Source organism: Micromonospora sp. NBC_00362 (assembly GCF_026342155.1).
In the GTDB taxonomy this organism is placed as follows: domain Bacteria; phylum Actinomycetota; class Actinomycetes; order Mycobacteriales; family Micromonosporaceae; genus Micromonospora; species Micromonospora hortensis.
In genome coordinates this window covers 2586301-2604540 of the sequence record NZ_JAPENH010000001.1, presented here as the reverse complement: position 1 = coordinate 2604540, position 18240 = coordinate 2586301, and the positions used below count along the sequence as shown (strand labels likewise).

23 protein-coding genes are annotated in these 18240 nt (G+C 69.1%); 11 read left to right on the top strand and 12 right to left on the bottom strand.

The genetic code is table 11. The features are described from left to right. Nucleotides 1-31: 31 nt before the first annotated feature. Nucleotides 32-901, bottom strand: a complete 870-nt coding sequence (locus OG992_RS11780; protein ID WP_266303242.1) for a fructosamine kinase family protein — start codon at nucleotides 899-901, stop codon at nucleotides 32-34. 97 nt (nucleotides 902-998) lie between these two features. Here OG992_RS11780 and OG992_RS11775 point away from each other — a divergent pair, with 97 nt between their 5' ends. From OG992_RS11775 to OG992_RS11765, 3 genes are read left to right on the top strand one after another with little or no spacing between them, the layout of a single operon-like run. After that, nucleotides 999-2036, top strand: a complete 1038-nt coding sequence (locus tag OG992_RS11775; protein WP_266303241.1) for a serine hydrolase — start codon at nucleotides 999-1001, stop codon at nucleotides 2034-2036. 42 nt (nucleotides 2037-2078) lie between these two features. Continuing rightward, nucleotides 2079-2711 carry a serine hydrolase gene (locus OG992_RS11770; RefSeq protein ID WP_266303240.1) on the top strand — a complete coding sequence of 211 codons (633 nt, stop codon included), beginning with the start codon at nucleotides 2079-2081 and terminating at the stop codon, nucleotides 2709-2711. Next, nucleotides 2708-3058, top strand: a complete 351-nt coding sequence (locus tag OG992_RS11765; RefSeq protein WP_266303239.1) for a hypothetical protein — start codon at nucleotides 2708-2710, stop codon at nucleotides 3056-3058. The genes OG992_RS11770 and OG992_RS11765 overlap by 4 nt, the downstream gene beginning before the upstream one ends. A gap of 9 nt (nucleotides 3059-3067) precedes the next feature. Here OG992_RS11765 and OG992_RS11760 read toward each other — a convergent pair whose 3' ends face one another. The 4 genes from OG992_RS11760 to OG992_RS11745 form a co-directional block, all read right to left on the bottom strand. Continuing rightward, entirely contained in the window at nucleotides 3068-3943 is an 876-nt protein-coding gene (locus OG992_RS11760) for a DUF4253 domain-containing protein (protein WP_266303238.1), read from the bottom strand. After that, complete coding sequence (locus OG992_RS11755; RefSeq protein WP_266303237.1) at nucleotides 3943-4530, bottom strand: DinB family protein; 588 nt, start codon at nucleotides 4528-4530, stop codon at nucleotides 3943-3945. The genes OG992_RS11760 and OG992_RS11755 overlap by 1 nt, the downstream gene beginning before the upstream one ends. Nucleotides 4531-4615: 85 nt before the next feature. Further along, entirely contained in the window at nucleotides 4616-5809 is a 1194-nt protein-coding gene (locus tag OG992_RS11750; RefSeq protein WP_266303236.1) for a cellulose binding domain-containing protein, read from the bottom strand. A 282-nt stretch (nucleotides 5810-6091) separates the two neighbouring features. Beyond that, nucleotides 6092-7051: a PaaX family transcriptional regulator C-terminal domain-containing protein gene (locus OG992_RS11745; RefSeq protein ID WP_266303235.1), complete on the bottom strand. Its 960-nt coding sequence runs from the start codon at nucleotides 7049-7051 to the stop codon at nucleotides 6092-6094. Nucleotides 7052-7144: 93 nt separating this feature from the next. Between OG992_RS11745 and OG992_RS11740 the strand changes: the two genes are divergently transcribed. Further along, nucleotides 7145-7642 (top strand): YcxB family protein, encoded by a 498-nt coding sequence (locus OG992_RS11740; protein ID WP_238686504.1) that lies wholly within the window; start codon nucleotides 7145-7147, stop codon nucleotides 7640-7642. A 32-nt stretch (nucleotides 7643-7674) separates the two neighbouring features. Here OG992_RS11740 and OG992_RS11735 read toward each other — a convergent pair whose 3' ends face one another. After that, nucleotides 7675-8190, bottom strand: a complete 516-nt coding sequence (locus OG992_RS11735) for a GNAT family N-acetyltransferase (RefSeq protein WP_238686502.1) — start codon at nucleotides 8188-8190, stop codon at nucleotides 7675-7677. A gap of 187 nt (nucleotides 8191-8377) precedes the next feature. Between OG992_RS11735 and OG992_RS11730 the strand changes: the two genes are divergently transcribed. Beyond that, nucleotides 8378-8752, top strand: coding sequence for a cupin domain-containing protein (locus tag OG992_RS11730; RefSeq protein ID WP_238686500.1), 375 nt, complete (start codon nucleotides 8378-8380; stop codon nucleotides 8750-8752). A gap of 18 nt (nucleotides 8753-8770) precedes the next feature. On the opposite strand, the gene OG992_RS11725 is transcribed toward OG992_RS11730, so the two are convergent. Next, nucleotides 8771-9526: an MBL fold metallo-hydrolase gene (locus OG992_RS11725; protein ID WP_238686498.1), complete on the bottom strand. Its 756-nt coding sequence runs from the start codon at nucleotides 9524-9526 to the stop codon at nucleotides 8771-8773. After that, entirely contained in the window at nucleotides 9523-10179 is a 657-nt protein-coding gene (locus OG992_RS11720; RefSeq protein WP_266303234.1) for a pyridoxamine 5'-phosphate oxidase family protein, read from the bottom strand. The genes OG992_RS11725 and OG992_RS11720 overlap by 4 nt, the downstream gene beginning before the upstream one ends. A gap of 109 nt (nucleotides 10180-10288) precedes the next feature. Between OG992_RS11720 and OG992_RS11715 the strand changes: the two genes are divergently transcribed. Both OG992_RS11715 and OG992_RS11710 read left to right on the top strand, forming a co-directional pair. Further along, on the top strand, nucleotides 10289-10810 hold the full coding sequence (locus tag OG992_RS11715) for a CGNR zinc finger domain-containing protein (RefSeq protein WP_238686496.1): 522 nt from the start codon (nucleotides 10289-10291) through the stop codon (nucleotides 10808-10810). A gap of 50 nt (nucleotides 10811-10860) precedes the next feature. Then, a complete protein-coding gene (locus OG992_RS11710; protein ID WP_266303233.1) occupies nucleotides 10861-11277 on the top strand; it encodes a VOC family protein in 417 nt (138 codons plus the stop codon). Between the two features lie 59 nt (nucleotides 11278-11336). Here OG992_RS11710 and OG992_RS11705 read toward each other — a convergent pair whose 3' ends face one another. Both OG992_RS11705 and OG992_RS11700 read right to left on the bottom strand, forming a co-directional pair. After that, the gene (locus OG992_RS11705; RefSeq protein ID WP_266303232.1) at nucleotides 11337-12791 is read right to left on the bottom strand and encodes an alkaline phosphatase PhoX; all 1455 of its coding nucleotides are present in this window, start codon (nucleotides 12789-12791) and stop codon (nucleotides 11337-11339) included. 108 nt (nucleotides 12792-12899) lie between these two features. After that, on the bottom strand, nucleotides 12900-13049 hold the full coding sequence (locus tag OG992_RS11700; protein ID WP_266303231.1) for a hypothetical protein: 150 nt from the start codon (nucleotides 13047-13049) through the stop codon (nucleotides 12900-12902). On the opposite strand from OG992_RS11700, the gene OG992_RS11695 reads away from it, so the two are divergent. The 4 genes from OG992_RS11695 to OG992_RS11680 are packed head-to-tail and all read left to right on the top strand — an operon-like array spanning nucleotide 13048 to nucleotide 15921. Further along, nucleotides 13048-13485: a hypothetical protein gene (locus OG992_RS11695; RefSeq protein WP_266303230.1), complete on the top strand. Its 438-nt coding sequence runs from the start codon at nucleotides 13048-13050 to the stop codon at nucleotides 13483-13485. The genes OG992_RS11700 and OG992_RS11695 overlap by 2 nt on opposite strands. 55 nt (nucleotides 13486-13540) lie before the next feature. Next, nucleotides 13541-14338, top strand: a complete 798-nt coding sequence (locus OG992_RS11690) for an ABC transporter ATP-binding protein (RefSeq protein ID WP_266303229.1) — start codon at nucleotides 13541-13543, stop codon at nucleotides 14336-14338. Beyond that, the gene (locus tag OG992_RS11685) at nucleotides 14335-15096 is read left to right on the top strand and encodes an ABC transporter permease (protein ID WP_238686489.1); all 762 of its coding nucleotides are present in this window, start codon (nucleotides 14335-14337) and stop codon (nucleotides 15094-15096) included. The genes OG992_RS11690 and OG992_RS11685 overlap by 4 nt, the downstream gene beginning before the upstream one ends. A 45-nt stretch (nucleotides 15097-15141) precedes the next feature. Continuing rightward, nucleotides 15142-15921 carry a MerR family transcriptional regulator gene (locus OG992_RS11680; RefSeq protein ID WP_266303228.1) on the top strand — a complete coding sequence of 260 codons (780 nt, stop codon included), beginning with the start codon at nucleotides 15142-15144 and terminating at the stop codon, nucleotides 15919-15921. A 36-nt stretch (nucleotides 15922-15957) separates the two neighbouring features. Here OG992_RS11680 and OG992_RS11675 read toward each other — a convergent pair whose 3' ends face one another. Next, nucleotides 15958-16554, bottom strand: coding sequence for a VanZ family protein (locus OG992_RS11675; protein ID WP_266303227.1), 597 nt, complete (start codon nucleotides 16552-16554; stop codon nucleotides 15958-15960). Between the two features lie 205 nt (nucleotides 16555-16759). Beyond that, entirely contained in the window at nucleotides 16760-18235 is a 1476-nt protein-coding gene (locus OG992_RS11670) for an arabinofuranosidase catalytic domain-containing protein (protein WP_266303226.1), read from the bottom strand. Between the last annotated feature and the right edge of the window lie 5 nt (nucleotides 18236-18240).

Sequence of the window (18240 nt, the reverse complement as noted above, 5' to 3'; positions counted from 1 at the left end):
GAGGGCCCGACCCCTCACGCCGCGCGTGTGGTCAGGATCGCGTTCGGAACGGGGCCAGGACGGCGCGGATCTGATCGGCCGCGCCCCAGTCGTCGTCGAACTGAGCCAGCACCGCGAGGTGTTGTCGTAGCTGGATGACCGGCATCCGGGCCTCCCAGTCGGCGTCGAGCGAGGTCAGCTCGGCGTAGACCTCGAACATCCGTCGCGCCTCGGGCGGGGGCGAGGTGGACCACACGTGCGCGAGGTCGACCTCGGCCCACACGTACGACACGGCTGGGTCGATCAGCGCCGGCTCTCCGTCCGCGGTGGCCAGGACGTTCTGTGCCCACAGGTCGCCGTGCGTCAGACACGCCGGACGCTCCGGCAGCAGGTCGGGCAGCCGGTCGCAGAGCCGTTCCAACGCCGACCGGTCCTCCGCGTCTAGCGCCGCCTCGACGCGCGGCTCGTCGAGCCACCGCAGCAGCCGGTGCTCTGCGAAGAAGGCGAAGCCGTCGTCGTTCCACGTGTTGACCTGGCGGCGACGGCCCAGCCAGTTGTCGCGGTGCCAGCCGAAACGGGGATGGGTGGTGCTCAGGTGCAGGCGGGCGAGCAGGTGTGCGAACTGCTCCCAGAAGGCCTCGCTGCGCGGCCTCTCGCTCAACACCGACAACACCAGGACGTCCCGATCCGCCAGGATCACCTCGGGTGTCGCCACACCGCCCAACTCGCCCAGGGCGGCCAGCCCTTCGGCCTCGGCGACGAAGACGTCGTCGGCCGGAGGGTCGTCGAAGCCCTTGACGAACACCGGTGGGGCATTGCGGCGGGTGGCGATGCCTGCGAGAGCCGCGAGCCCGCCGGTCACCGGCTGCACCGAGACGACCTCACTCATGCCGGCCAGGTGCAGACGCTCCAGCAGGGTCACCTGACGCTCCTCAGGTCCGGCGTACGAGGTCGCCCGATCCTATGTGCCTGGTCATGGCTCGCCCCGCCGGTGGTGGGGGTGTTGGACACTGCTGGGCATGGGTGACGCGTCGGTGGATCAGCAGCGGCTGGAGCGGATCGTCCGGGAGTTCGGCGCTCGGTGGACGACGGCCGCCGCCGACATCGAGACCTACCAGGCGGCACAGGTCTCCGACGCCAGTCACCGCGAGGTGGTCGGTCCGCTGCTTGCTGCCAGTGGGGCCAGTGGAGTTGTCCGGGTCGGAAATCGGGAGGTCGCGGCCTGGGGCGACCCGGACGTCCCGGAGATGGCGTTCAGCGTCACCAAGTCGGTCGTGTCGGTGGTGGCCGGCCTCGCCTTCGACGACGGGCTGTTGGTGCCGGACCAACCGGTGCACCAGGTCGTCGACGTTCCCGAGTTCCGGGGGCCGCACAACGAGCAGATCACCTGGCGTCATCTGTTGCAGCAGTCGAGCCAGTGGGAGGGCGAGCTGTGGGGTAAGCCGACGGCCGTCGACGCGCAGAGCTTCCGCGAGCGGACCGAGGTGCACGGCACACCCCCGGGCCAGGGATGGGCGTACAACGACGTACGGATGAACCTGCTCGCGTACGCGCTGACGCTGCTGCTTCGCAGGCCGCTGCCGGAGGTGCTACGGGAGCGGATCATGGACCCGGTGGGCGCCTCCGACCGGTGGTCGTGGCACGGGTACCGGACGAGCGTCGTCGACCTCGACGGCCGCCGGGTCGAGGTGGTCTCCGGCGGCGCGCACTGGGGCGGGGGACTGATCGTCCCGGCCCGGGACCTGGCCCTGATCGGGCAGCTCTTCCTGGACCGGGGGACCCATGCCGGGACCCGGCTGCTCAGCGCCGAATGGGTCGACCAGTCCTGGGCCCCGTGCCCGGTCAAACGGGAGTACGGCTACCTGTGGTGGCTCAACGATGAGCAGGTGCCGTGGCCCGGAGCCCCGACGACCGGCCGCAGCGCCCGAGGCAACGGCGGACGACACCTGCTGTGGGTCGACCCGGCCCGGGAACTCGTCCTCGCCTCCCACTGGACCGAAGAACCGCTCGATCTGATCCGGGAGGTCTCCCGTAGCGTCACGAGCCCCACCGGCTGACGGGAGTTGATCCACCGGTGGGCGCCGTCGACAATCGACGTCGTGGATTTGCCTCAGGACTGGGTCTCGCTGCTGGGCGAGCTCGACCGGCAGGTGTCGTCCGGGCGGCTCTCACCGGACACAGCGTCGTTGCCCGAGCTGATGAGCGGCTACGACGTGCCGGGGGTCAGCATCGCCGTCGGCCACGTGAGCGGGCAGGTGTGGGCGGCAGGGTTCGGCGTCACGGCGGTCGGAACGTCGACTCCGGTGACCGCGAGCACCGCCTTCGCGGCCTGCTCGATCAGTAAGCATGTCGCGGCGTTCGGCGCGCTGCTGCTGGTCCAGGGCGGTGCCCTGGATCTCGACGCCGACATCGGCGAGTACCTCACCTCGTGGCACCTGCCCGGCCGCGACGACCAGCAGGAAGTCACGGTACGACAGCTGCTGGCGCACACTGCCGGCCTGTCCGACACCTGGTACCCCGCTGGCCATGGCCGACAGCAGCTTCGACCAGCAGTTTCCGCACCAGCGACCGGATCAGGTGGCGCATGGCCACCACGGCGGCGGCACGAGGATTCCGGACGGCTGGCGAACGCAGCGCCGAGCGTCGGCGTTTCGGTCACACCGGGTCGAACGTCGGTTACACCTGCTTCTCCTACGTGTGGCCCGACAGCGGCGCCGCCGTCGCGGCGATGACCAATTCCGAGGATGGCTGGGAGCTGCTGGTCAGCGTCCGCGCCGCCGTGGACCGTCGGTACGCCATCACGAGGATCACCCCCGCGCCGCCTGCCGACGTGACGGGCCGCTACGTCCTGCGCGACGACTACCCGATCGACATCGCCCTCACCGACGGCCAACTGACCTTCGCCGCCTCGACCCAGCAACCGGTCGTCCTCTCGGCGGCCCCGGACGGTAGCTACCGACACCCGGACCTCGATCTGGAGGTTCGGTTCGTCCAGACCGACGACCAGCCCCACGTCCTCGAACTGCGCCAGGAAGGGGTCACGCAGACCGCGAGGCCAGCGACCGGGCAACCGACGTAACCGGGCCTGTCAGGGCCGATTGTGGATGAACCACGCGTCACCGGCCGGTAGGGCGACGGCGACCTCCCATTGGCTCAGTTCGAGGTCGGGAGCGAGCGCCTTGAGCTGACCAGCGGCAGCCCACGCCTCGTCACCCGGCGTCGGGCGACGGCCCACCTGAAACTGGAGCATGGTGTCCCACGACGCGACCAGGCGGGCGTCCCACCGGTGCCGCCACTGGGCCAGTACCTCGGCGAGCCGCTGGCGGTCCTCCTCGGTGAGCGCACCGTAGAAGTCAACCCAGTACGCCGAGCCGCGGACGTCACTTGTCGGCAGCAACATGAGCAGGACGCTGTCCGGCGTGTACCAGTACTCGGTCTGCGTCACGAGCCGCACGTTGCCAAGCACCTGGGCGTGCAGGTCGGCGTCGGCGAGCAGCCGGTCGTACAGCGCCCGCTCCAGCACCGGGAGTGAGGTCGGCAGCGCCACATCAGGCATCAGGGCGGTCAGGTCGACGCCGGTCGTGCCCCGCGCGTAGAACTCGATCTCGTCCTCGTCGACCTGTTGGTCCTCGCTGTAGTGGCGGTAGGTCAGCCAGGGGTCGGACGATGCCGCCACGTCGACGAAGGCGCGCAGCTCCGACTCCGACGGACCCTGCTCGGGCTCGGACCGGATCGTCAGTGCGTCGTCGAAGTCGTCGGTGACCATGACGGGCCGGCGTCCGATGACCGGCACCAGCGCCTCGGCGGCCCGCCAGACCTCGTGCAGACGGTCGGGGTCGACGTCGGCAACGAGGATGGTGCCCGACGGGCCGTGCCCGAGCGGCAGGCCGGCCAGTGGCGTGCCCAGGAACGCCGCTTCGATCTGGGGGAGGTCGTCTCCTACGCCGACAGTCTTGTCGATCATCAGAACTGGTCGGCCAGCTTCGTCAGCTTGCTGACGTAGGCCGGCCAGTCGTAGTCGTCGGGGATGTTGGTGTTGGTCCGCCGGAGGCCGATCGCCGCGTCGTGCTGTTCGCGCATGATGTCGACGTGACCTGCGTGCCGGGCGAGATCGCAGGTCACGTGGATGATGATCCGTTGTAGCGTCACGTCCTGCCGACCTGGCCGCCACCACGGCACCTGCCCCGGCGCGTCGAGGGGCAACTGGTCGATCGTCTGGTCAACGAACGCGCCAACCCGGCGATACAGGTCGATCAGCCCGTCCTTCGTCTCGTCCTCACGGGCGTACCAGTCCGCCTGCGGGTCCTCGTCGTACGCCGCCAAGGGGACCAGCTCGTCGGGCGTCGGGAATTCGCGACCGAAGGTGGGCCCGAAGTAGCCGGCTTCGACGTTGAGGCAATGCTTGAGCGCACCCAGCAGGTTGTTGCCGGTCGCCGTGCGGGGCAGCCTGACCTCCCGTTCGCTGAGCCCGTCGAGCTTCCAGACGAGGTTTTCGCGGCTTTCCCGGAGGTAGTGGTGAAGCGCGGCCTTCGCATCGCTCAGATCAGCCATGCGCGCCAGTCTTCCCTATCGGCCGTGCCTCGGTGGGCCGGTGCCGGGGCACCGGCCCACCGAACGACTCGATCTGCCGGGGGCGTCAGTTTCCGGTGCAACTCGCTGTGGTTCCGCTGCCGCTGCCGGTGCCCTGGAAGCCGAAACTGGTGGCCTGACCTGCGGCCAGTCGCCCGTTGTAGCTCTGGTTGGCGACCGTGATGGTCCCGCTGGTGCCGCTGCTGACCCCGTTCCAGAGCGAGCTGACCGACGCGCCGCTGGGCAGGGTGAGGGTGACCCGCCAGCCGGTCAGGGCTGTTGTTCCCGCGGTGACGCTGACGTTGGCGACGAATCCGCCGTTCCACTGGTCCTGGACGGAGTAGACAGCGGTGCAGCCGGTGGTACCGGTCGGCGGCGGCGTGGTGGGAGGCGGGGTGGTGGGAGGCGGGGTGCCGTCGTCGAGCGTCAGGTTCTTCTGCTGGACGCTCCACTGGCTGCTACACAGACCGCAGTCGGCGCCGACGAAGGTGCGGCCGGCGGTGGTGTCGCCCTTCAGGCGCCACTTGAGGTAGAGAGTCGCCACCCGGCCGAACTCTCCGCCGTTGGCCTGGTCGTAGGTGCCGCCATGCCCGACGTTCAGGTTGCCCATGAAGGCGGGCAGGCCCGCGGGCAGCTTGCCCCAGTCGTCAATGGCGTTCGGGTAGGCGATGTCGCTGGGCCCGCCGACGAAGTAGGCGATCGGCTTGGTCAGTCTCCTGAGCTGGTAGTCGTCGGCGTCGTTCAGCAGACCGCTGCTGAAGATGCCGGTCGTGGTGACGCGCGGGTCGTTCGAGACGGCGTACGCCTCCAGGCCTCCGCAGGAGAAACCCGCCACAGCGACCTTGCTCGTGTCGATCTTGTTGTAGTACTTGCTGCCCTGCCGGGAGTTCTCCGCGACCGCCCAGTCGATGGACTGGGTGAGCATCTGGGAGGTGGTGGAGCCGGACCCGTTCGGGGCGCCGTTGGCGATGGCGAGGAAGCCGTGGGAGGCGATCTCGCGGAGGAAGTTGCCCTGGGAGAGTCCGTTGGCCGAGCAGCCGCCGTTGCCCCACACGACGATGGGCAGGCGTTCGGACGGGAGGGTCTGCGGCCGGAAGATGGTGTGGTTGGCCAGGGTGGCCGAGGTTTCGTAGTCGGCGGGGTAGGGGCCGGAACCGCCGATCGCGGCGGACGCCGGTGTCCCGCCGAGTGCCATGATCACGGAGGTGACCGGAACGATGGCGGCCAACAGCCCCGCGTAGATCTTTGCTCGCCTTCTCATTGAATCCTCCAGGAACAGTCACTGTGGCGCTCCCAACGGTGGCGGTGGTGTCACTCGCGCCCCGACGAGAGTGCTCGGCGCTGGCCACGGGTGTGGTCGACGTCGGCGCGTCGCCGCCTGAGCGGCGGCCGTGCCCTCGGTCGCCACTGCCCGCCCATTCAGCGCCGGCGACCGCCCGGCCGCGGTCCCTACAGGCGCTCCGATGGGAGCTGTATGCAGTTACTATCACTGTCGCAATGAAAAGTGTCAATGTCTTGCTGGCTCTGACCGGCCGCTCCGTCGTCAGCCGGCGAGTGGGCCGCTGCAGTGCTTTCCGCCGGTCGGCTCCGGCCGCGAGGGATCCCTCGACGCCTGGAAGTGGGTGATCCACGAGGCGGCATCCGGCCAGTGCGGCGTCGCCACCTCGACCAGACGCGCCTGAGCGAGCGAGCCGAGCGTGGTGTGGATGTCCAGGAAGGTCTCCCTGGCCTCCCGGCGAGGCCAGGACCCCGGCAGCAGGTGCGGGGGGAGGTCCGGGTCGATGTCGGCGAACTTCCGCCAGGAATCCATCGCGGAGGTCCGAGCCACCAACGCCCGGGCCGGGTCCACCTCCCCGTTGCGCGCGGCTGTCCGCAGCTCCGCGTACTGCTCGATGAAGCTCGAGTACGCGGACGCGAGACTGGTCAGGTCGTACGCGGAGGCCGGCCCGTGTGGCCCTGCCTCCTCGTCGAACCGGACGTGCAGGACCGACCATCGGGCACCCTCGACGCGGTGCAGCAGGTCGTGCAGCGCCTCCCGCGCCGGCGCGGCGTCGGATCCCGGCCGGATCCACACGCTGTCGTACAGGCCCACGAACCCCAGTGCGGTCAGCGACCTGCGGAGCGCATGACGGGACGCCTGGCCGGTGTTCGGAACAGAGAAGGAGGCCAGCACCCATTCGCCGGTCCAGGGCACTGGGTGAGAGCCGAAGTTCAGGAAGTGCCGCATCCGGGAGCGGTGCTTGGCGATCGCCTGCGGCGTGAGGTGGTAGACCGGCGACCGGCCCTTCCTCCTTGTCGCGATGAGACCACGCTTGACCAGTCGGGACAACGCGGCACGGGCGCTGGACTCGCTGATCCCGAACTCCCGCAGAATCGCGATGACCGCCGTCGACGGCAGGTCGGCGTCGGAGGAGTCGAGGTACTCGCCGAGCACTGTCGTCAGCAGATGCTGCGGGCTCGACCCCGCCTGGGCCCGGGGCACTCGGACGTCGTCGGCGTTCACCTCGTCAGACTGCCGCACCCGGATGCCCTCGCCGTGTCAGGTGGGGCGGGGCAAGGCGCCTTCCGGGGCGGGTGGAGGCACTATCGTTCTGGCGTGCAGATCCGTTTTGACGTCCCCGCCGATCCCGCCTACCCGAGCCGGGTGGCCGCTGCGCTCGGCAACGCCCGGCTCCGCAGATTCGGCTACATCGGGGCGGTCCTGACGGCAGTCGGGGTCATCGGTCTCGTCGTCTCGCGAGGGTTCGGGTGGGGCGAGCGGAGTTCGCCGCTGTGGACCGCGCTGGTCGTGGCCGGCGTGCTGTCGATGCTGTACCGGCCGTGGGTGCTGGCGCGCGCCCGACGCCGCTCCGGTAACTACGCCGTCGAGGGCGCCTACGACATCACCGATGACAACATCATGATGCGCAGCGGCTCGGAGTCCGGCGGCATCGCCTGGGACGGGGTTGCCCAGGTGCGGGAAACCGGAGATTTCTGGGTCGTGTACGTCGGCCGAATGCCCGCGACCGTGATCCCCCGCTGGCTGATGTCCGCCGAGGATGCCGAGACGTTGCGCGCCCACATGACCGATCGAGGGCTGCTGCCTCGTCGGTGACCTCGGCTGCAGCGGGCCGCCGCCGGATCGGACTACCGCGTCCGAGTCGGTCGCGAGGGGGCGCCGAGGAGTACCTCGTACCGGTAGAGATCGTCGTTGGTGCCGGTGTGCCGGAAGCCGGCACGTTCGAGGGTCCGCCGGGAGGCGACGTTGTCGCCGGTGGTCTCGGCGACAACGCAGGACAGCCCGTGCGCGGTCGCGAGGTCGAGCAGGGCGGCCAGTGCCTCCGCCGCGTAGCCGTTTCCCCGGGCTGACGCGGCGAGGCCGTAACCGACCTCGATGCGTCCGTCCTCCGGCTGGCCCTTGAAACCGATTCCTCCGATGGCTTTTCCGTCGGCGGTGCGGGTGATCCGGTAGTGCCCGAACGGACGTCGGTCGCCGTAGGCAGCGGTGGCGGCGAGAAAGCCCCGCACGCCGAGGACGTCGCCGTCGAAAGGGAAGTCCTCGGCCCAGTCGTCCCCGGCCCCGGCGCGCTGCCCGACGATGCGTTCCCCCTCTGCGGTGTCGATGGGGTGCAGGCGCAGTCGCGGCGTACGAAGCTCGGTCACGGGCAACAGCGAAGCAGTCCTCAGGGAACAGCACAAGCCGAATTACGCGCCCGGCACAGGCCCGCTTCGCGGAATCGGACCTCCGTGTCGGCATCCCCGCCCCCGATCGTCTGTGACTCCCTATTCTCGACGGGGATGCACCAATCCGAGTAATGGCCGTCGGCCCGACGGCTAACAGGAGGCCGTCATGAGCACCAAGGATCGACCCGAGGGGATCAGCCCCACGGCGGTGGAGTCAGCACCAGGGCTGTGGCGGATCGATCTGCAACGGCACGACCTCAGCATCCCCGGGCGAGAGGTCATTCAGACGCGGGTGGAGTTCACCCCGGATTCGCCACCGTTCAAGCATTTCCACCCCGGCGAGGAAATCATCTGTGTTCTGCAGGGAACGCTCGAATATCGGCTGGAGGGGCAGCCACCCATTGTGTGCAATCCCGGCGACGCGCTCACGGTCCCGTACGGTGTGCACCACCAGGCCCGCAACGTCGGCGATGGTGTTGCTGTCGAATTGGCCACGTACGTCGTCGAGAAGGGGAAACCACTTCTCACCAAGGTGGAGTGAGATATCCGCAGGCCGTGGTCAGACGGTGGCTGAGTCGCCGGGTCGCAGGTCGACGAGCACGTCCGTCAGGCCCGCGGCCTCGAAGGCCCGCACGACGTCGTCGGCGCCCTGGGTGTAGTGCCCCCAGCCGTCCTGATGGACCGGGATGACCGCCCGGACGCCGAGCACTGTCGCCGCTCGGGCCGCCAGTTCCGCGGTCAGGGTGAGGAACGCCTCGCCGCGGGCCGCGATCTGGGCCGCGCCGAGGTTGAGGATCGCGATCTCTATCGCCGGAAACTGCTCCGCGACGACCGCCACCACATCCAGCGAGGCGTTGTCGCCGCTGACATAGACGGTCGGCCAACCGGCCGCCTCCAACACGAACCCGATCACCGGGCCGTTGACCACGCCGATCTCCGGAGAACCGTGCAGCGCCGGAACCGCTGTGACGCGCACGTCGCCGACCTCGGCGTACTCGAAGGGCCGCAGGCCGGTCGCCAGTGGCCCGAGATTCGGCGCCCCCGCCGTGGTGGTGAACACCCGTCGGGCCCGGCGGGCGTACTCCCGCCCGGAGATGTCGAGGTTGTCGATGTGGTGTTCGTGCGACACGAGCACCACGTCGACCGGGTCGAGGTCCGTGGGCGCTGCGCTCGGGCCGGTGAACTTGGTGGCCGTGACCGGCCCGTTCTGGTACGTCCGCGGATCGTCGAAGGTCGGATCCAGCACGACGCGTTGGCCCGCGTAGTCGAGGACGGCAGTGGGGCCGCCGACGGTGCGTACGGTCAGCTTGTTCATGGTGTTCTCCCTGGTTGTTGACGCGCCTGCTCGCGCAGGGCCTGGTTCTCGGCGCGCAGGCGGGCGAGTTCGTCGCGTACCGGCGCGAGCGCGTCGGAGAGTTCCGCCTCGGTGAAGCGGGGCGTGATGTGTTGGGGGCAGTTCCAGTCGTAGCCCTGCACCGTGACGGTGATCAACCGTTCGACCCGGCCCGCTGGTCCGGGCGCGCTCAGCCTCGCCAGCAGCTCCTCGAACCCGCTGTCCCGCGCGTCGGTGACGTGCGCCGTGCCGATGATTTTGAGCCGGCGCTGGTGGGCGTAGTCCATGAGCAGCAGCGAGACCCGCGGTGACGTGGCGAGGTTGCCGACCGACAGGTACTGCCGATTGCCGCGCAGGTCGGCCCAGCCGAGGACGCTGTGCCCGTCGACGGGGTCGAGGACGTGCAGGAAGCCGGGTGGGCCGCCGCGGTGCTGGAGGTACGGCCAGCCACCCTCGCCGACGGTGCCGAGGTAGAAGTTGTCGCGTTCGGTGATGAAAGCGGCCTCATCGTCACTGAATGTCGCATCCGTGTCCCACCCGGCGGTCATGCGCTGCATGGCGGGCCGGCTGCCGTAGCGCTGTTGCGCGGCGACCACCGACGCGGTGGTCAGTTCCTGCAGGTAGCGGTGTGGCATGACGAGCACCTTCCAGGGGTCACCTAACCATCGTTACGACTTTTACCGGTAAGAAGATACGTCGCGACGACTAACCTGTCAAACGGCGGACGGTGGTAAGGTTGGTGACATGACACGTCGGCCACTGATGGGCGAACCCCTCGCACTGGACCTGGTCAACACCCAGTGGGTCGAGCGGGGCCGCCGGGTCGACCTGTTCGACGAGCCGGACGGGCTGCGGGGATGGCTCGCCGAACACCATCTGGAGGGTGACCCCGCAGCGGTGGAGACCCCGTTACGGGAGACGCGGTCCGCGCTGCGCCGCGTCCTCGAACAGCCCGACGACGCCGCCGAACGGGGGGTCAACGCGATCCTCGCCCGTGGTGCTTCGCGCTACACGCTCCGTGCGGGGGCCGCGCATGAGCAGCCTGACGTCGACCCGGGCTGGCTCCCCTCCTGGCGAGCGGCCATCAACTACCTGGACCTGCTAGGTCAGGAACCCCACCGCATCCGACGCTGCGGTAACCCCGCCTGCGTCCTGCACTTCTACGACACGTCGCGCAACGGCACCCGACGCTGGTGCTCGATGGACGGCTGCGGCGCTCGCGCCAAGGCCGCCCGCCACTACCAACGCCAGCGCGTCACCTCCTAGCACCTGGGGCGCGAGGACAGCGGCGGCAGCACGACTCATAAGGTGAACGGATGTTGGTCAAGCAGGTCCAAGTGACATTCGACTGCGCCGAGCCCGTGCGCGTCGGTCGTTTCTGGTGTGAGGTGTTGGGGTACGTCCCGCCGCCGCCCCCGGAGGGGCTCGCCACCTGGGACGATGTCAGTTTCGAGCAGGGTTCGTGGTTCGCGTGCAGTGACCCGTCGGGGGTGGGCCCACGGCTGTACTTCCAGCGGGTGCCCGAGGGCAAGGTCGTCAAGAACCGGGTGCACCTCGACGTGCGGGTCGTCACCGGGCTCGTGGGCGAAGAGCGCCTGGCCGCCCTCGAGGCCGAATGCGCGCGGCTGATCCCGCTCGGCGCGGTACGCGGGCAGTTGTTGCTCGCCGACGGTGAGAACGAGTCGTGCCTCAACATGCAGGACGTCGAGGGCAACGAGTTCTGCCTCGACTAGTGCCGCCGAGCCTGATGGGGGCCGGGCGAAATCGCCTGGCCCCCACCGTGTGGGCTCGGTCAGCCCAGGTACTTCTCCCACGGACCGGTGATGGCCAGGGTGAGGCCCGGGTCCTGCATGTTGACGAAGAGCACCTTGCCGTCCGCGCTGAAGGTCGGCCCGCAGAACTCCGAGTCGTTGAGCTGGTTGCGGGCGATCGCGTACGTGGGCCCGCCCGGGATCGTGCTGAGCACGTGCGAGGCTCCCGTGCCGTCCTCGGCGAGAACGAGGCTTCCCCACGGGGTGACTGTCACGTTGTCCGGGCCGTCGAAGGTGAGGTCGGTGTACTTGACCGCCGTACCCTCCTCGGAGGCGGTCTGGTGCGGGAAGTACGTCACCAGCTGGATGGTCTGGTTCTTGTAGTTGTAGAACCAGACCATTCCGTCGTGCGGCGCCGCGTCCGCCGGCAGGTCACCCTCGTCCCAGGCGTAGGAGTTGACCACGTACACGCCCTCGTCGGTGGCCCACACGCCCTCGAACTTGCGTCCGCGGGTGACCTGGCCGTCGGCGAACTGCTCGCGTACCGACGTGGTGCGCGCGTCGCGGTCCGGTACCTCGATCCAGCGGACCGGGAAGGGGCGGCCCAGCTGGGCGGAGGTCAGGTAGGCGACGTCCGGCAGCACCGAACCGTCATCCATGATGATCTGCATCGCGGCGAGAACGCCGGCGTTCGGCGCGAGGCGGGTGAGCACGCCCGGGCCCAGCTTGACGCCGTGTGGCGCCGTCCAGCGGTAGAAGAGACCGTTGGGCCCGTCGGCGTCCTCGGAGAGGTAGACCCGGGTGCGGTCCTTGTCGACGGCAAGGGCCTCGTGGGAGTAGCGGCCCAGGCACTTGATCGGCTTCGGGTCGGCGCTGCCGTCGGCCCACACCTCGAAGACGTAGCCGTGGTCCTTCTGGTAGACGCCGGACCGGCCGCCCTCTTCCCACGTGTCGCCGGCCCGGTCCTCGGTCTCCTCGCAGGTGAGCCAGGTGCCCCACTGGGTCGGACCGCCGGCGCAGTTGGAGATGGTGCCGGAGAGCGCCACGAACTCACCCAGGTTGCGGCCGGCGAGGTCGGTCTTGATCACGGTGCAACCGCCGGCGTCGACGGCGCCCGCGTCGTAGACAGTTCCCTTGACGTGCGGCACGCCGAACTCGGCGCCCGGGTCGATCTCGTGGTTCTGGATCAGGGTGTACCGGCCGTGGCCGGCGTCGTAGACGGCCATGCCGTCATGGTCGGACGGGGTGGTGCCCTGGCCGCGGTCGAGCCGGGTGACACCGGTACGCGTGACCACCGTGTAGCTGAAGCCCTTGGGCAGGGCCAGGATTCCCTTGGGGTCGTCCACGAGCGGCGGGAAGGGCACGTTACCGGGCTTCACCGGCGGGTGCGGCCGGGCCGGGCTGGCCTGCGCCAGGGACGGCAGGCCGCCCGCGACGGCAAGGCCGACGCCGGCGGCGGCGCCGCTGGCGAGGAAGGTACGACGAGAGGAAGGCACGTGGATCAACTCCTGGTCAAGACGTAGTGCGACGACTGGCAGCCAACTCCTTCCGGCGGACGGCGACACGTCACCAGTGGGATCGGGTGATGACATCGGAGTTAAGAGTCAGGGTCGCGCACGCGTCTCCGACAGCAGCGCGGGCCAGTCCTGAGCGAGGGCCCAGTCGGCGAAGCTGTGACAGCCGACCTCCGAGTAGTCCCGGTGCAGCGCGGCGACGTCGACGGCCAGACCCACGGTGCTGAAGTAGCCGAACATGGCCGCCAGGTCGGTGGACCGCTTGTCGCACCTGGGCCAGCGGCACCTGCGCGTGAGTGATCAGGCGGCTGATGGTGTCGGCGAGGATCTCGGCCAGCTGGGTGGGTGTGCGTTCGTCGGGGGCGATGTCGACGCGGCGGTCGGCGTGCGCGACGGTGGTCAACACGAGGTGACCGAGGCCGGCGGCTGCCGCGGCGTCAATGAGGGCCCGGCCCTGCCGGACCCCGGTGGCGAGCGCCGGGTGTTGGTCGCCCCGGTCCCGGATCGCCTCGACCGGGTCACCGCGGTCTGGGACGACCTCGGCCAGTCCTGGCAGGCACTCCTCGACGAGCACACCGACGAGGAGCTGGAGGTGATCACGCGCCACATGGACCGAGCGCACGACCTCAGCCACGCCCAGATGCGTCGCCTACGGTCCCAGCCGAAGCCCGACTGAGGCCTGCGGCTTCGGGCTTGACCCTGACGCTGCGTCAACCCTCCATGCTGCCGCCATGAGCAATTCGCACACGCCAGCTCAGGCCGAGCAGCCCGCGATCCACGTGCATGGCCTGGAGAAGTCGTTCAAGCAGCTGACGGTGCTGCGCGGCGTCGACATCGACGTCGCGCTGGGCAGCATCTTCGCCCTGCTCGGCTCGAACGGTGCCGGCAAGACCACAGTGGTGAGGATCCTGGCCACGCTCCTCAGGGCCGACGGCGGGACGGCCCGGGTCGCCGGCTTCGACGTGGCGACCCAGGCCGCCGACGTACGACAGTCGATCAGTCTCACCGGGCAGTTCGCGGCGGTCGACGAGATCCTCACCGGGCGGGAGAACCTGATCCTGGTCGCCCGGCTGCGGCACCTCAAGGAGCCCGGCGCAATCGCGGACGACCTGCTGAGGCGCTTCTCGCTGACCGAGGCGGGCGCCCGGAGGGTGCGGACGTACTCCGGCGGCATGCGTCGCCGTCTCGACATCGCGATGAGCCTGATCGGGAACCCGCCGGTCATCTTCCTCGACGAGCCGACGACCGGGCTGGACCCGGAGGCGCGCATCGAGGTGTGGCAGGCGATCAAGGAACTCGCCCGCGGCGGCACGACGGTGCTGCTCACCACCCAGTACCTCGACGAGGCCGAACAACTCGCCGACCGGATCGCGATCCTCCACGAGGGACGAATCATCGTGAACGGCACCCTCGACGAGCTCAAGCAGCTCCTGCCACCCGCTGAGATCGAGTACGTCGAGAAGCAGCCGACCCTCGAGGACGTCTTCCTCACCCTCGTCGGCGCCAAGACCGAGAAGGAACAACGATGAACAAGCACTTCCTCGGCGACACCACTGTCCTGCTGGGACGCTCACTGCGCCACATCGCCCGCAGCCCGGACACCATCATCACGACCGCCGTCATGCCGATCGCCTTCATGCTGCTGTTCGTCTACGTCTTCGGCGGCGCGATCGAGACCGGCTCCGACTCGTACGTGAACTATCTGCTCCCCGGCATCCTGGTCATCACGATCGCCTCGGGCATCTCGTACACCGCCTTTCGGCTCTTCCTGGACATGCAGGGCGGCATCTTCGAACGATTCCAGTCCATGCCGATCGCACGATCGTCGGTGCTCTGGGCGCACGTGCTGACCTCGCTGGTCGCCAACCTGATCTCGTTGGTCGTCGTCGTCCTCGTCGCACTGCTCATGGGCTTCCGCACCGGAACGAACGTGCTGGGGTGGCTCGCCGTCGCCGGCATCCTGGTGCTGTTCACGCTGGCGCTGACCTGGATCGCCATCATCCCGGGCCTCACCGCCCAGTCGGTGGACGGCGCGAGCGCCTTCTCGTACCCCCTGGTCTTCCTGCCGTTCGTCAGCTCGGCCTTCGTGCCCACCGCGTCGATGCCCGGCCCGGTGCGCGCCTTCGCCGAGCACCAGCCGGTGACCGCCATCGTCAACGCGATCCGAGACCTCTTCGCGCAGAAGCCGGTCGGATCGGGCATCTGGACCGCCCTCGCCTGGTGCGTCGGCATTCTCGTGGTGGCCTACCTGTTCGCCACCCTGACCTACCGCCGCAAGATCTCCTGACCCGATGTCGGCCAGGGCTGGGCAAGGTAAGGGCAGGATCAGGGCATGCTGACGATCAGTCAACTGGCGGCGTACACCGGGGTCACGGTGCGGGCGGTACGGCACTACCACCAGATCGGCCTGCTGCCGGAGCCCGAGCGGGACTCCTCGGGCTACCGGCGGTACAGCGCAGGGGCGGTGGTGTCCCTCATCAGGATCCGGATTCTCGCCAACGCCGGCGTACCGCTCTCCCAGATCGGTCAGATGCTGGACGCCGACGCGTCGACCTTCGCGGCCGCGGTCGAGGAGATCGACAGGCACCTGGGCGACGAGATCGCACGACTGGAGACCAGCCGGAAGCAGATCGCGCAACTCGCCTCCGGGGATCGTCTGGCGCTCGCACCAGAGGTGACCACCTACCTCGACCGGCTCCGGGACATTGGCGTCTCCGAACGGGTGGTGGCGGGTGAGCGGGACAGCTGGATCCTGATGTCGGCTCGCTGGCCCGATCGCGTCCGCGAATGGATGCCCAGCAAGATCGCGCAGCTCGACGACCCGCAACTCATTCGGCTCTATCGGATCCTGTCGGAGGTCTTCGAGAGCGACACCAGCGACGACGCGCGTCTGGTGGAGGCCGCCGACATCTTGGCCAGCCTTGCCGATCAGGCATACCGCTCTGGCGAGATCGACCTCGGTGAGGTGGCGCAGGACGATCTACCGTTCGACCTTCTGGACGCGCTGGCCGTCGAGGCGGACCCGCGGGTGAAGCGGCTGCTGGGTCTGATGCGCGAGCGCGGCTGGGATGGTCTGGCGCGGCTGGAGCGGCTGGCAGGGCCGTCCACCTGATCGACTGTCAGCTCTGTTGGTAGTTGACCGGGACGCTCAGCGTCCCGCTGCCGGGGCCGGCTGAGGTCGACGATCCGTGGACCTGTCGGGTGTGTCGCGCCACCAGCGGCGGGATACCAGCGCCGCCAGCCCGGCACCCGCGGCGTTGAGCAGGACGTCGTCCACCGACGACACCCGGTCCAGCCGCAGGACGTACTGGGCGGTCTCGACCAGGACCGAGCAGCCGGCCGCGAGGGCCAGGATCCGCGGCACCGATGCCAGCGCCGGGAACCGCAGCGGGGCGAAGAACCCCAGGGCCGCGAAGACCAGCAGGTTGCCGACGATCTGGAACGTCGCCGTCACCGGACCCCCGTCGGAGAAGATCGTGAGCAGGTCGCGCAGCGGCACCAGTGTCACCCGGCCGGAGACGGTGCCGGCCTGCTCACCCGGCAACATGATCATCCAGATCCAGGGGACCGTGCCATAGACAATGCCGACGTCGGCCAGCGACGTCCGCCACGCCGACGCGTCGCCGGTGGCACGGCGGCGACGCGCCAGGGCCCACACCGCAAGGGCGGCCAACGGCAGGACGACCACAGTGATGAGGACGACGCCGTTGAACGTACCGAACCAGCCGTGCCAACCCTTGACCATCCGACCCCCGCTTTTCGCCCAGTCCCGAAACCTACCCGGCCCGGGTCGCGGGCGGACGCGGTGTTGAGCGGTATACCTCAGAGGCATATTTATGCCGCTGAGGTATACCGCTCCTCACAGATTGACACTGCGGGCCAGTTGAACGGTGCAGGCCGCCAGGTAGCTCACGGCCGTGCCGCCCACGGCCGCTCAATCGGGTGGTGGGTCAGCTGCGGGTGGACCACCGCTGGTTGGTGCCGCCGTTGCAGGCCCAGAGGATGAGCTTGGTGCCGTTGGCGGTGGCGGCCGCGTTGGCGTCGAGGCAGAGCCCGGACTGGACGCCGGTGATGGTGCCGTTGGAGTTGAGGTTCCACTGTTGGTTGGTGCCGCTGTGGCAGTCCCAGATGATGGCCTGGGTGCCGTTGGCGGTGCCCTGGCCGGAGGCGTCGAGGCACTTGTTGCCGTACACCTGGAGTTGTTTGCCGGCGGTGTAGGTCCAGCGCTGCGCGGTGTTGCCGACGCAGTCCCAGAGTTGGACCTGGGTGCCGTTGGTGGTGCTGCCGTTCGGTACGTCGATGCAGCGGCTGGACTGTGCGCCGACGACCTGGACGTTCTGCTGTGGGTTGCCGCCGCCGGCCGGCGCGTAGGCGGCGGCGTTGATGTTGGCCTGGACGGCGTTCTCGGTGGCCGCCGTCGGGTAGCCGGAGGTCAGTACACCCTCGAAGAAGGTGCCGCGACCGGTGATGCTGTTGTCACCGCCGATGCCGAGCAGGATGGCACCTTCCTTCTTCATCGGGTGGTAGCCGTTGGGGCGTGGCCCGTCGAAGTAGGTCGTCAGGCTGCCCGACTGGGCGTTGCCGCCCCGGATCGCCCAGTGGTTCGGCTCGCCCTTGACCATGGCGGTGACGAAGCGGTGGTTGATCGACGCGATGTTGTTGTAGCCCGCGTTGACGCCGGAGAACAGCCCCCACTCCAGGTCGGCCATGATCCACGGGCCGGCCCCCGCCCCGTAGCCCCACTGCTTGTTGGCGCCGAAGTAGACGGTCTCCATGATGGCGCGCTCGTCGGCGAGGTTGTTGGTCTGCGCGTTGCCGTAGTCGAAGCAGCACCACTGGTTGTAGTGCGTGCCGTCGACGACCGCGTAGATGCCCTCGGGCTGGTCGCCGGTCGCGACGCCGTTGGTGTTGTTGTTGCGGTAGCCGGTGCCGGGGGCGATGTAGACGCCGTACGCCTTCTGGCCGCCGACGGTGACCGGTGCTGCCTTCGCGTCGGCGAGGTTGTCGAATCCGCCGGGAGCGGGGCCGACGAAGTAGCCGGGGGGCGCCTGGGTGAGACGGTTGTTGCGGCCGGACTGGTCGTAGATGATCGTGATGACGCAGTTGGTGTTGGCGCAGAACGTGTCCTGGGTGGCGGCGTTGGCGTAGCCGCCCTCGCTGAGCACGCCGACGTCGCGGGTGGTGTTGTCCGACGATCGTCGGACCTGGTAGAGCGGGCCGTTGTACGCGCCGTACAGCGCGCGGGTGGTGCTGTGCGCGGCCACGCACGGCGTGCCGCCGGAGGCGTAGATGTCACACGGACCCGTGCCGGCGGCGTGGGCGACGCCCGGCGCGTCCGAGACCACATAGGCGCCGGCGCCGACGACGAGGACGAACAGGGTCCCGGCGGCGGCCATCAGGCGACCCAGTTTTCTCTTCACATTCATCGGAT